Origin of the sequence: Kosakonia cowanii JCM 10956 = DSM 18146 (genome assembly GCF_001975225.1) — a bacterium.
In the GTDB taxonomy this organism is placed as follows: Bacteria; Pseudomonadota; Gammaproteobacteria; order Enterobacterales; family Enterobacteriaceae; genus Kosakonia; species Kosakonia cowanii.
In genome coordinates, this window is the sequence record NZ_CP019445.1 from 1375252 (window position 1) to 1390091 (window position 14840).

The window sequence follows — 14840 nt, forward strand, 5'->3', positions numbered from 1 at the left end:
GTGTTGCCCACTCGTTATCCTATTTCGCTTTAATATTGAGGTTTTATATGTCCGCACCAGAAGACATGGATTATTTCGCTTTAACGTCGGCTCAGATGGGCATGTGGTTAGCGAATGAAGTCGCACTGAATCAAGCAAATAATAATATTAGTGAGTATTTAATTATTGATGGCGCAATTAACCCATCACTATTTAAAGACGCTATAAAAACAATGATTGCTGAAACGGATGCCATGCATGGCCGTTTTTTTCATGAAAATAACGACGTCAGGCAATCATTGACGCCGGTTAATGATTATGAAGCAGGCTTTTATGATTTCAGTATGATGGACGACCCGTGGGCAACCGCCATTGAATATATGACGGCGCAGACAAACAGAGCATATTCGCTCTCTGAAAAGCATCTGTTTACCTTTTTCCTGATTAAGATTGCCGAAAACAAACATCTCTATTACCAGTGCAGCCATCACATTCTTACCGACGGTTTTGGCGCCGCGCTGCTCCTCAGCCACGCCATTGAAATCTACAACGACTTAATCGCCGACAAGCCGGTCTCCCCCTCACCTTTCGGCAGCTTTAAAACATTGATGGCCGACGATGTCGAGTATCGCCACTCAAAGCGTTTCGCACGCGACAGAGACTACTGGGTGTCGCGCTTTAGCGATCTGCCGGAGCCGGTGAGTCTCGCCGGGCGCGCCGCCCCCTGCGACCAGCTAATCCGCCAGCGCATCCCGCTGGAAAAACCGTTTCATGACGCCATCATGCAGCGGGCAAGCGACTCCGGCTTTACGCTGCCGCAGCTGCTCACCGCCCTGAGCGCGATCTATCTCTACCGCATTACCGGTAATGAAGATTTGGTGATTGGCTTTCCGATGGCGGCACGCGTTGGGCGAGCGCAGCGCAGCATTCCCGGCTTAATGTCCAATATCATGCCGCTGCGCTTAAACTTATCGCCGGCTCTGACCCTCAACGACGTGATGGCGCAGGCGATGAAAGAGATGATCTCCTCGTTGCGCCACCAGCAATACCGTCATGAAGATCTGCTTCGCGAGCTTAACGTCACGCGCCCGCTGTTTAACACGGCGATTAACGTTGAACTCTTCGGCGAAAGCCTCGCGCTGACCGGGGCGGAAACCTTTTCCGTGAATCTCTCCAACGGCCTGGTGGAAGATTTGAGCATCTTCTTCTTTGGCTATGGCGGTGAGCGCACCATCGTGCTGGGCTTCGATGCCAACAGCGCACTCTATAGCGAGCAACAGCTGCTTGCCCATTATGAAAGAATGACGGCGCTATTCAGTGAACTGATTGCTAACCCTGAGATGGCCATCGGCATCCCCGCGTTACTGAGCGCCAGTGAGCACCAGCAGATTGCCCTGCTGAATGAGAAAACCGCCGCGCCGACACCTTCCCTTACGCTTGCGGAGTGCTTTGAAAAACATGTTCAGCTTACACCCGATGCTCCGGCCATCTTTTACGAGGAGAGCGTGCTGAGCTATGGGCAGCTGAATAGCCTGGTCAACCAAATGAGCCACTATTTACGCCAGCAGGGGGTACGACCGGGCGACATTGTCGGGCTGCTGCTGCCGCGCACGGATAATCTGGTGATCGCTATGCTGGCGATCATGAAAGCCGGTGCGGTCTATATGCCGTTAGATCCCGATCACCCCGGCGAGCGGATAAAACATATCCTCGCCACCGCCGCGCCGACCTGCCTGTTAACCACCTCCGGAACGTCGCACCTGGTTGCACAATTCCCGCAATATCAAATAGATGATAACGCCATTATTGCTGACATTATCTCGCAGCCAGAAACCAACCCTGTGACAACCTCCGCCCAGCGACAGCAGGCGGCGTATGTGCTCTTCACCTCCGGCTCGACCGGTGCGCCGAAAGGGGTGCTGATCCCCCATCACGCATTGACCAATTTTATGGTGGCGATGCAGCAGCACGTTCAGCTCTCGGCAGAGCACCGTTTAATGGCCGTCACCACGGTCGGGTTTGATATTGCCGCGCTGGAGCTTTTCCTGCCGCTGCTCAACGGCGCGGCGGTGGTGCTTGCTTCACGCGATGCGGCGCGCGACCCGCATCTGTTGGCAAATGAGATCCATCGCTGGAACATCACCCATTTACAGGGCACACCCGCGTTGTGGCAGGGCCTGGTCAGCTATCAACCGCAGGCGCTGACAGGTCTCACCGCGCTGGTGGGCGGTGACGCGCTGGCAGCCAATCTGGCCGAACAGATGGTGACGCTGGCATCGCGAGTGATTCAGGTTTACGGGCCAACGGAAACGACGATCTGGTCAACCCTCCGCGAACTGAGCGCCGATCGCGTGGCCCCTTCTATCATCGGTCTGCCGATCAACAATACCCAGGTTTATATCCTCGATAGCGCGCTGCAACCGGTGCCGGTCGGCCAGGCAGGCGAGCTCTATATCGCTGGCGACGGTCTGGCGTTTGGCTACCTGAAACGCGCCGATCTCACCAGCGAGCGCTTTATCGCTAACCCCTTTGGCCCTGAGGGGTCGCGCATGTACCGCACCGGGGATATCGCCTTCTGGGAGCAGGATATGCAGATCGGCTTCCTCGGGCGCGCGGATAACCAGGTGAAGATCCGCGGTTACCGCATTGAGCTTGGCGATATCGAAAATGCGCTGCTGGGATCAAAGGCGATCAAGCAGGCGCTGGTGCTCGCGCATGATGAAAAAGCCTCCGGGCAAAAACGGCTGGTGGCCTACGTGGTGCCGCACAATGGCGCGCACTGCTCACCGGAAACGCTGCGCGCCGACTTAGGCAAACAGCTGCCGGATTATATGGTGCCGTCAGTGATGATGGTGCTGGAGCAGTTCCCCCTCACGGCGAATGGCAAAATTGACCGCCGCGCGCTGCCCGTACCGGCTTTCACCGCGCCCGCCCGCGTGCTGCCCTCCACGCCGCAGCAGGAAAAACTGTGTCAGCTCTTTGCCGAGTGCCTGGACAGCGCGTTACCGGGAATCAATGACAACTTCTTTAGCCTTGGCGGCCATTCGCTGCTGGCGCTGAAACTGCTGAGCCGCATCCGCGAAGCGTTCAACAGCGAGATCTCGCTGAAGGCGATCTTCGACGCGCCAACCGTCGCGGAGCTGAGCGCGCTGATTGAGGCCGGAAGCGGCGCGCCTGTGCGCCCTGCGCTGGTAGCGCAACCGCGCCCCGCCCTGCTGCCGATGTCGTTTGCCCAGCAACGCCTGTGGCTACAGGAGCAGATCGCGCCGGGCAGCGCTTACAATATGCCGCTCGCCATCAGGCTTACCGGTAAACTGGATGCCGCAATGCTGACGCAGGCGCTGGCGGATGTTATCTCCCGTCATGAAAGCCTGCGTACGCGCTTAACCCAGCAGGAGGATACCCCTTGCCAGCAGGTACTGACGCCGCAAGAGGCGGCATTTACCCTGCAACAACAGGCCATTGCGCCAGACGATCTGAACGCCCAGCTGATGCAGCACAGCGCGCATGTATTTGCCCTCGATCGCGAACTGCCGATCAAAGGCTGGCTCTATCAACTTGCGCCAGAGCAGCATGTTCTGCTGCTGGTGATCCACCACACCGCAGGCGACGGCGGCTCCCTCTTCCCGCTGTTGCAGGATTTGAGCCTTTGCTGGCAGGCACGCCAGGCAGGCCACGCCCCCGATCTTACGCCGCTTGCGGTGCAGTATGCGGATTACGCCCTCTGGCAACGCGCGCTGCTCAGTGAAGAGCAGGATGAAAACGCCCTCTTCGCCCGGCAGATGGCCTACTGGCGCAATCAGCTACAGGGGCTGCCGGAAGAGATTACACTGGCAGGCGATCGCCCCCGTCCGGCGCGCGCCACCTCGGCGGGCGATCGCGTCGCCTTTACGCTGCCGGATGGGGTGTTTGCAAAGCTTGCAGCGCTGAGCGCGCAAACGGGTGCCAGCCTCTTTATGCTGCTGCACGCAGGCCTGGTGGCGCTGCTGCACCGCATGGGCGCGGGCGACGACATTGCCATCGGCACGCCGATCTATGGCCGTACCGATATCGCGCAGATCCCGATGATTGGCTACTTCGCCAACACTGCGGTGCTGCGCACCAAGGCCTCCGGCAACCCGGAGTTACGCACGCTCATTGAGCTGGCGCGCAGCGCCGTGCTGGAAGCCAATGAACACCAGGATCTCCCCTTTGAGCGCCTTGTCGAAGCCCTGGCACCGGACCGCTCGCTGGCGAAACATCCGCTGTTCCAGGTAATGCTGGCGGTCGATACGCCGTGGCCGCAGGCCGTCAGCTTCGAAGGGTTACAGCTTGAACAGCTGGAGCTGCCCACCAGCAGCGCGAAATTTGATCTGCTGTTTAATTTCAACATTGATGAGCAGCACGGACGCGTAAGCGGGTATATCGAATACGCTACCGATCTCTATAACGCGCGCACCATCGAGGGCGTTGCCGAACGCGTAGTTAATGTGATTGAGACGCTGGTGAGCGCGCCAACTACCCGCGTTGGCGAGCTGGCGCTATTGACCTCTGCCCAGCGCGAAACGCTGCTTAGCGGCTGGAATGCCACCCGTGTCGCGCTGCCTGAAGTGCGTATAGCCGCGCTGTTTGAACAGCAGGTGCTGCGCACGCCGGACGCTATTGCCGTCAAGCAAGGCAGCAAAACGGTGACCTACAGCCAGCTAAACCAGGCGGCCAACCGTCTGGCGCACCGGCTGATGGCGCTGAACGGCGGGACAACCTTCTGCGCCGGGCTGCTGATGCAGCACTCCATTGATGAAGTGATTGCCACGCTTGCGGTGATCAAAGCAGGCGGCGCTTACCTGCCGCTGCGCCCGCGCGACCCCCTTGAGCGCCAGCAGATGATGCTGGATGACGCAGGTGCCACGCTGCTTATCGCCGACGCGGGTCTGCCGTTACCGGATGCCGCGCATATCATTCACCCGGCAGACGACGTGCAGCAGGCCGGAACAGAGACTAACCCGGCAGTAGCGGGCGCGGCGCAGAGCCTGGCCTACATCATGTACACCTCCGGTTCGACCGGTAAACCGAAGGGGATTGCCGTCAATCAACAGAGCGTGGCGGCCCTTGCCCTCGACCGCCGCTGGTCGGCGGAGGATCACCAGCGCGTCTTGCTGCACTCCCCGTCAGCTTTTGATGCCTCCACCTATGAACTGTGGGTGCCGCTGCTGTGCGGCGGTCAGCTGATTGTCGCTCCAGCCGGTGAGCTGGATATCGATGCGCTGGCACAGATCGTTATGGCGGAAAACGTGACCGCGCTGTGGCTTACCGCCGGTCTGTTCCGCCTGATGGCCGAGGAGCATGCCAGCGCTCTGAACGCGGTGCGGCTGCTGATTGCCGGGGGTGATGTGCTGCCGGTGGCGGCGATCAGAAAGGTCATGACGCAGTGCCCTGCGCTAAAAATGATGAACGGCTACGGCCCGACGGAAACCACTACCTTTACCACCACGCACCTGATGCCGGGCATCCCGACGGAGATGACGGTGCCCATCGGCGCGCCGATCGATAACATGCAGGTCTACGTGCTGGATGGCTATCTTAATCCGGTGCCGGTCGGCGTTCCTGGCGAGTTATATATCGCCGGTCTCGGCCTGGCGCGCGGCTACCAGAACCAGCCGGTGCTGACGGCAACGCACTTTGTCGCCAACCCCTTCGCGCAGCCCGGCGAGCGCATGTACCGCTCCGGGGACTGGGCGCGCTGGCGTGAAGATGGGGTGCTCGAATACCTCAGCCGCGGCGATCAGCAGGTGAAAATTCGCGGCTTCCGTATTGAACTGGCGGAAGTGGAAACCGCGCTGCAACAGCAGCCTGCCGTGGCGCAGGCGCTGGCCTGCATCGTCGAGCCAAACGCAGGCAATAAGCAGATTGTCGCCTATGTTATCCCGCGCAAAGAGGTGGAGTTCGATGCGGAACAACTGCGCGCGGCGCTGAGCGCGCAGTTACCGGACTTTATGGTGCCGGCAATGATTATCCCGCTGGAGACCTTCCCGCTAAACGCCAACGGCAAAGTGGATATGCGCGCCCTGCCCGCGCCGCACTTTACCGCCGCGCAGCATCGTGGCGCACGCAATGAGCGAGAGAGCATGCTCTGCGCACTCTTCGCCAAAGTGCTCGGCCTGGACGATATCGGCATTGACGACAACTTCTTTGCCCTCGGCGGCCACTCACTGCTGGCGTCGCGTCTGGTCAGTAAGGTGCGCCGTGAAATGCGAGTTGATCCTGCGATCCGCGATCTCTTTGAAGCGCCAACGGTGGCACAGTTTGCCGAGCGTTTGCACGCCGCCGCGCCTTCGCGTTTGCTGCTACAGGCGCGTGAAAAACCGGCCCATCTGTCGCTTTCCGCTGCGCAGCGTCGGCTGTGGATGATCGATCGTATCGAGGGACAAACCGCCACCTACAATATGCCGCTGACGCTGGAGCTTACGGGCGAAGTAAACGTGGCGGCGCTGGCGGCGGCACTCAACGATGTGAAGCTGCGCCACGAAACGCTGCGCACGCGCTTTTTACAGCAGCCCGACGGCAGCGTTTATCAGCACGTTACCGGGGTTGAGGAGGCAGCCTGCACCCTGATTACCGAACACGTTGCGTCTGACGATCTGCAAAGCCGGATGCTGAGCGCCGCGCAATACACCTTCGATTTAGCCGGGGAAGATCCCTGCCGTGCGTGGCTCTTTACCGTCAATGAAGAGCGCCATCTGCTGCTGTTTTTAATGCACCATATCGCCAGCGATGGCAGTTCGCTCTCTCCGCTCCTCCATGATCTGGCTGCGGCCTATAATGCCCGCGCGCAGGGCCAGGCTCCGGCCTTTGCGCCGCTTGCGGTGAACTATGGCGATTATGCGCTCTGGCAGAACGACTGGCTGGGCGAACTCAACGCCGCTGACACTCTGGCGGGCCGCCAGCTTGCCTGGTGGCGCAACACCCTCGCCGATCTCCCTGACGAGCTGAAGCTACCCCTCGACCGTCCGCGACCAGCGCGCGCAAGTTACAGAGGCAAGCAGTGTCGCTTTATCATCGATGAAGCGCTGCACGCGCGCCTGCTGGAGGTGGCGAAAGGGCACAACGCCAGCCTGTTTATGGTGTTGCAGGCGGCGCTGGCCGTGCTGCTGCACCGCATGGGCGCAGGTGACGACATTCCCGTCGGTACCGCCATTGCCGGGCGCAGCGATGAGGCGCTTGAACCGCTGGTCGGCTTCTTTATCAACACGCTGGTGATGCGCACGACGATTGATGACAACCTCACCTTCAGCGCCCTGCTGGAGAAGGTTCGCGACTATGCGCTGCAAGCCTACGAGCACCAGGATCTCCCCTTTGATAACCTGGTCGAAGCGCTAAACCCTGAGCGTTCACTGGCGCGCCATCCCCTCTTCCAGGTGATGCTGGTACTGCAAAATATGGCCTACAGCGAGGCGCGCTTTGACCATCTGCAAACCAACGTTGCCACACCGCTGCTGCCGGTGGCGAAGTTCGATCTGACCTTTAATATCGAAGAGACGCCCACGGCGCTTAACGGCATTCTCGAATACGCCACCGATCTGTTTGATGATGCCACCGCCGAAGCGCTGGCCGAGCGTTTCGTGCTGGTTCTGCATGCCGTGATGGCAGAGCCGCAACGGCGCGTTGGCAGCGTTCCGCTGCTGCTGGCGGAGGAGTACCAGGCCGCCGTGCCGGTCTGCACCACTTTTAACCAGTGGGCTGACGCCACGCTGCATGAGGTTTTCGAACAGCGGGTGCGTGAAACACCGCAGGCAACGGCGCTGAGCCTCGGCGATGAGACGCTGAGCTACGGCGAGCTGAACCAGCGCGCTAACCAGCTGGCACGCTATCTGGTAAGCCGCGGTATCGGCACGGAAGATAGCGTCGCGCTGGCGCTGCCGCGCACCATGGAAACATTGGTGGCGTTACTCGCCATCGTCAAAGCGGGCGCGGCCTACCTGCCGCTGGATGTGCATAACCCGGCAGATCGTCTGGCCTACATTGTTGACGACGCCAGACCGGCGCTGATTATCACCCTCGCGGAGTATGCCGGTACGCTAAGCAGCACGCTGCCCGAACTGCTGCTCGATACGCCGCAGTGCCAGCAGCTGCTTGCAGGGCTGAGCGCCGAAGATCTCAGGGACGACGAGCGCCTGCGCCCCGTCACCCCGGAGAGCCTGGCGTACATCATCTACACCTCCGGCTCCACCGGTAAACCGAAAGGGGTGATGATCCACCACAGCAATGTGCTGCGCCTCTTTGCGGCCACCGAGGGCTGGTTTGACTTTGCCCGCACCGACATCTGGACGCTGTTCCACTCCTGCTCCTTCGACTTCTCCGTCTGGGAGATCTGGGGCCCGCTGCTCTACGGCGGCGAACTGGTGGTGGTGCCGTTTATCGTCAGCCGCGATCCGCAGGCCTTTTTGCAGCTGCTAAGCGACAAGCGGGTCACCATCCTCAACCAGACCCCTTCCGCCTTCTATCAACTGATTGAAGCGGAAAACGCCGTTGCGCCAGCAAGCTACCCATTAGCGCTGCGCAAAGTGGTGTTTGGCGGAGAAGCGCTCGATCTGAGCCAGCTTGAGCGCTGGTATCAGCGCCATGACGACGCTGCGCCGGAGCTGATCAACATGTACGGCATCACCGAAACCACCGTCCATGTGAGCTATCAGCCGCTGACGGCAGAGGGCGCGCGCAACGCCTCCGGTAGCCTGATTGGCGTGGCGATCCCCGATCTGCATATCCATCTGTTAGACGATGCGCTGCAACCTGTTCCGGTGGGCGTGGAGGGCGAGATGTATATCAGCGGCGCAGGCCTCGCGCGCGGCTACCTGAACCGTGTGGCGCTAAGCAGTGAACGCTTTGTTGCCGACCCCTATGGCGAACCCGGTGCGCGCATGTACCGCTCTGGCGATGTGGCGATCCGCACCCGCAAAGGCGAGCTGAACTACTTAGGCCGCGCCGATCAGCAGGTAAAACTGCGTGGGTTCCGCATTGAGCTGGGCGAGATTGCCGCCGCGCTGGCGAGCTATCCGCAGGTGACCCAGGCCGAGGTGATCCTGCAAAACGATAACCCCGGCAACCCGCAGCTGGTGGGTTATATCATCAGTGACGGTAGTAGCCCTGTCGACATGGCGGCGCTGCGCCATCATGCGGCGGATAAACTGCCGGAATATATGGTGCCGGCGGCGATTGTGCAGATGGAGAAATTCCCGCTGACCATTAACGGCAAGCTGGATAAACGCGCCTTGCCGAAACCGAGCATGATGCAGAGCGCGACCCGTCGCCAGCCGCGCAACGCCCAGGAGGAGATGTTAGCGGGCCTCTTCGCCGAGGTGTTGCAGCTGGACGCGCTGGGCATTGATGACAACTTCTTTATGCTCGGCGGCCATTCGCTGTTAGCGATGCGTCTGATAAGCCGCATCAGCAGCGAGCTGGGCAAAAATGTGCCCATTCGTACGCTGTTTGATTACCCCACCGTGGCACAGCTCGCCAGCCAGCTGGCGCAGGCGGATATCGCCCCGAAAGTGGCGCTGACCCCGCAGCCGCGCGGCGAGTATCTGCCGCTCTCCTTTGCCCAGCAGCGCATGTGGTTACTGAAGAACCTCGACGATAACCACGCGGCCTATAACATGCCGCTCGCCGTGCGCTTCAGCGGGCCGCTGAATGAAGCGGCGCTGGGCCAGGCACTGCGTGATGTGGTGGCACGCCATGAAGTGTTGCGCACCCTCTACCCCCTCCATCAGGAGCAGCCTTACCAGCATATTCTCGCCGCTGATTCGGTCGAGATGACGCTGGCGGTGAAGTCGGTGAGTGAGGAAGCGCTCGCTGGCGCGCTGGATGAGGCGTCAGGCTACGCCTTTGACCTGGCGCGGGAAATTCCGCTGCGCTGTACGCTGTTCCGTCTGCCGCAGACCCATGAGCAGGTGTTGCTGATTGTCATTCACCATATCGCCTGCGATGGCGGCTCGCTGGCGCCGCTGTTCCACGATATCTCCTGCGCTTACAACGCGCGCTGCCAGCAGCAAGTGCCGACGTGGACACCGCTTGCGGTGCAGTACGCCGACTATGCGCTCTGGCAGCGCAGCCTGCTCGGCGAAATCGAGGAGAACACGCCGATCTGCGCCCAGCAGATCGCCTTCTGGCGCAGCGCGCTGGCGGACGCACCTGAAGAGATGCTGCTGCCCGTCGACCGTCCGCACCCGGCGTCACCGAGCTATGTGGGCGAGCGGGTCCATTTCCGTATCGACGAGGCGCTCTATCAGCGGATCAAAACGTTGACGCAACAGGAAGGGGTAACGCCGTTTATGCTGCTACAGGCGACCGCCGCTATCCTCTTTAGCCGCATGGGCGCGGGCGATGATATTACGCTCGGTACCGCCGCAGCAGGACGCTCGGATGAAGCCATCGGCGATCTGGTGGGCTTTTTCGTCAATACGCTGGTACTGCGCGTCGATCTGGCGGCTAATCCCAGCTTCCGTGCAGCGCTTGCCAGCGTTCGTGAATATATGCTCTCCGCCTACGTCAATCAGGATGTGCCCTTCGACTGGGTGGTCAAAGCGTTGAATCCGGGGCGCTCCTCCGCCAGACATCCCCTCTTCCAGGTGATGATGGTGCTGCAAAACAACGCCAATACGCCGCCGCAGTTGGTGGATGTGCAGGCCGCCCACCAGCCGGTCGGTCTGGTGACGACCAAGTTTGATCTGCTGTTTAACTTTGACGAGATTAGCGGCGAAAACAGCGAAGTCTGCGCGCTTGATGCGCAAATCGACTTCCCGGTCGAGCTGTTTGATCGCTCAACGGTGACTGCGCTGGCCGGTTACTTTGTGCAGCTGTTGCAGGCGGCGGTCGCCTCGCCGGATCGGCCGGTGAAAAACCTGCCGTTGCTGAGCGGCGAACAGCGCGACGCGCTTATTCATATCGGCAATGACACCTTTGTGGATCTGCCGCCAGCCACATTAGCGCAGGAGTTTGCCCGCCAGGTGGCAAAAACGCCGCACCACATCGCCATCAGCTGTGGCGACGAGCAGTTGACCTACCAGGAGCTGGATGCGCGCGCCAATGCCTTAGCGCACAGCCTGCAACAGCAGGGCGTGAAAGCGGAACAGGGCGTGGCGTTACTGCTGGAGCGTTCACTCTCGCTGGTGATTGGCGTGCTCGCCGTGGTGAAAGCGGGCGGCTTCTATGTGCCGCTGCGCACCAGCGATCCGTTTGAGCGCTGGCAGCATATTACCCATACGCTGGATGTGCGCATCGCGGTGGTAGATGAGCAGCACAGCGCGACGCCTCTGCCGGAGGGTATTGCCGTGCTGACGGTCAATAATGCCCATACGCAAGAAGAAGCGCCGACTATCGCCACGCCGCTCAAGCCTGACCATATCGCTTACGTGATGTTTACCTCCGGCTCCACCGGTCAACCGAAAGGGATTGCCATTACCCAGGATAACGTCGTTGCGCTGGCGCGGGATCGCCGCTGGCAGGGAGAACATCATCAGCGCATTCTGCTGCACTCGCCGTATGCCTTTGATGCCTCAACCTATGAGATCTGGGCGGCGCTGCTCAACGGCCACCAGGCGGTGATTGTGCCGGGGGAAGCGCTGGATCTGGCGGTGATCACCTCGACAATTACCGATCGCAACGTCACCGCGGTGTTTTTAACCTCCGGGCTGTTCCGCCTGATTGCCGAAGAGGCGTGGCAGTGCCTGGCGGGGGTCAGCAAAGTCTATACCGGTGGGGAGAAGATCTCTGCAAGCGCGGTACAGTCCGTGCGCGAGCACTTGCCGGATCTCGAGCTGATGAACATCTACGGCCCGACAGAGACGACGACTTACGCCACGGATTACCCGATTACGCAGGCGGATGCGCCCTATCTGGATGTGCCGATCGGCTACGCAATGGATAACACCTGCTTGTATGTGCTGGATGAGTACTTACAACCGCAGCCGGAGGGCGTTGCAGGCGAGCTTTACATCGCCGGGCGCGGGCTGGCGCGCGGCTACGTGAACCATCCGGGGCTTAGCGCGGCGCACTTTGTCGCCGACCCTTACGGGCCTGCGGGAAGCCGTATGTACCGCACCGGCGATAGAGTTAAACGCCGCCGCGACGGCGCCATCAGCTTTGTCAGCCGTGGCGATCAGCAGGTGAAAATTCGCGGCTTCCGAATCGAGCCAGGTGAAATCGAGATCGTGCTCAAGCAGCATGAGGCCGTGCAGCAGGTGGCGGTTATTCCACTTGAAGATGCGGCGGGCCATAAACAGCTGGTTGCCTATGTGGTGGCAAGCGATGCGCCCCCGGCATTGCCTGAAGCGCTGCAACAGTTTGCCCGTGAACGTCTACCGGACTTTATGGTGCCTGCTGCGGTGGTGCTGCTGGAGGCGTTGCCGCTCAATGCCAACGGTAAACTGGCGATGAGGTCGCTGCCGAAGCCTGATTTCAGCACCCAGACCGGGCGTCAACCGCAAAGCGAGCGGGAGATCTGGCTGGCAGAGAAATTCAGCACGCTGCTCAAGGTTGAGAACGTCAGCATCGACAGCAGCTTCTTCGCCATGGGCGGCCACTCTCTGCTGGCGGCGCGCCTGATTACGCAGATTGACCGCGAATTGCAGGTGAAGCTGACTATCCGCGATCTGTTTGAATCGCCAACGGTTGCGATGCTGGCACAGCGGCTGGGGAGCAACCGGCGCAGCAGCATGCTGGATGTGATGCTGCCGCTGCAACCGCTGGGCGATAAAGCCGCGCTGTTCTGCCTGCCTCCCGGCGGCGGCCTGAGCTGGTCATATTCCGGGCTTATTGGCTACCTCGGCGAGCAGCAGCCGATCTACGGTCTGCAAGCGAGCAGGATCAGCACCGGCGAGGCAGCGGCCTCGGTAGAGGCGCTGGCGAAAACCTATCTGGCGGAGATCTATAACGTCCAGCCAGAAGGCCCTTATGCTCTCCTCGGCTGGTCTTTTGGCTGCCATCTGGCCCATGAGGTCGCCACGCTGCTACAAAAAGAGGGGCATGAAGTCAGCGCGCTGGTGCTGGTGGATGGCTATCCGCTCGGGGAGCGTTATCTTGAGACGATAATGAGCGATGAAGAGGGGCTGAAGGTGCTGTTCGAAGCGCTGGTGGGTGCCGTTCCTGATGACCAGGCGCTCTTCTCTGTTGAGGGGCTGCGGCGAGAGTTGCAGGCGATGGAACACCCTCTCGCAGACGTGGAGCCGGTGATTTTCGAGCGTATCTTTGCTGAGCTTCGCGATGCGCCGCTGCTGCTGGCCGCCACCACACCGGGATGCTATCGCGGTGATATGCTCTTCTTCAAAGCCACAAAGCGTGATGCCGGGGAAGAGGATTTCGATCCTCAGCTCTGGGCAAACTATGTTGATGGCAATATCATCGTCCACCCTGTGCCGGGCACCCATAACGGTATGTTCAGCCCGGAGGCGTTGAAAAGCATCGGCCCGGTGATTCAGCGCTGGCTTGAGAGCCACTGAGCGGATTGAATGTTATGTTGATAAAACCGCCGTAATGGCGGTTTTTTTTACCTGTTGAGAGTGAGCAACATGTTAACTCCATTGACCCATCACGCACGGCCGCCTTTTATCTCCCATCTTGAGATGGGCACGATAGCGGCCATTCCGGGGCTCGCCTACTGCCAGCTCTGTTTTGATCGCCACGCCTGGCAGGACGAGTTGTTTGACCACTACGCGATCCCGTTTCCCGTGCGCCTGCACGCGGCGGGCGTCAAGCGCCGGGCAGAGTACCTGGCGGCGCGCTACGGCGCAAAGCTGCTGCTTGCGCACCACGGCTGCGACGCCAGCGTTGGCTCGGCGGCGGATCGCTCCCCCATCTGGCCTGCGGGCTGGTGCGGTAGCCTTTCCCATACCCATGACCGGGCGATAGCCGTTATCGCGCCCAGCGGCGCAGGCCTGACACCGGGCGTGGATATTGAGATGCTGGCACCAGAGACCATGCGCGAAACCGCTGATATGTTCACCTCAGCGCAGGAGCAGGCGCTACTTGCGGGCTGCGCGCTGCCTTATGAGAGTGCGCTACTGATCGCTTTCTCCGCCAAAGAGAGCCTGTTCAAAGCCCTCTACCCCGAAGTGCGGCGCTTTTTTGACTTCGATGCCGCGCGGGTTTGTCAGCTTGATACCGCAACGCAGCGCATCACCCTTGAACTGACGCAACCTCTGACGGCAGAGAGAGCGCCGGGAAGCCAACTGACGGGTTACTACACCCTTGCAGAGGATCACCTCATCACACTTATTGCCTGAGGGATAAGCACTGCTTTGCCTCTGCTTCGTTGCTCAGCAGAGGCGGGCAACCACCGCTTATCACACGCCGCCTTGCCTCTCTTATCTCCTCTATTTTTAACTGCCGTTAATTCCCCGCAATTAAATATCAATTACCACAATAATATTCACCCACACCTTTAAATACTCAGCCTTTTATAACTCCCAATAAATAATAATATTTACAAACAGCCTGAACTCAGCATTCAAATTCTTAAAAACGCAAAAGCGAAATCATCTTCATTGCTTTAACAGAGAATCTTCTATAGAAAAAAAAGCCTCACCCCTATGAACAGGATAAAGAGATGAGCAACCCCTTCGACAATGAGAACCTTATATTCATCGTATTAGTGAATCAGGAGAACCAACACTCGTTATGGCCCGAGTTTATTCCGGTTCCGGATGGCTGGGAGCCGGTATATGGGCCAGCAAGCCGGGCTGAATGCCTGCACTACATTGAGGAGAACTGGCAGGATATCAAGCCGAAAAGCCTGCAAAACATTTAGTTGTATCCATCACTCTTTTCCTCTGCCGCTTTCTAATATTGAGGTTTTGCTTATGTCCGCGCTAATTGACATGGAGTACGTCGCT

3 protein-coding genes are annotated in these 14840 nt (G+C 59.7%); all 3 read left to right on the forward strand.

The annotated features are described in order from the left end of the window. Positions 1-101 precede the first annotated feature (101 nt). Positions 102-13448: a non-ribosomal peptide synthetase gene (locus tag BWI95_RS06455; RefSeq protein ID WP_232374447.1), complete on the forward strand. Its 13347-nt coding sequence runs from the start codon at positions 102-104 to the stop codon at positions 13446-13448. Positions 13449-13517: 69 nt separating this feature from the next. Continuing rightward, a complete protein-coding gene (locus BWI95_RS06460) occupies positions 13518-14231 on the forward strand; it encodes a 4'-phosphopantetheinyl transferase family protein (protein WP_054803413.1) in 714 nt (237 codons plus the stop codon). Positions 14232-14554: 323 nt separating this feature from the next. Continuing rightward, positions 14555-14755: an MbtH family protein gene (locus tag BWI95_RS06465; RefSeq protein ID WP_054803412.1), complete on the forward strand. Its 201-nt coding sequence runs from the start codon at positions 14555-14557 to the stop codon at positions 14753-14755. Positions 14756-14840: the final 85 nt, after the last annotated feature.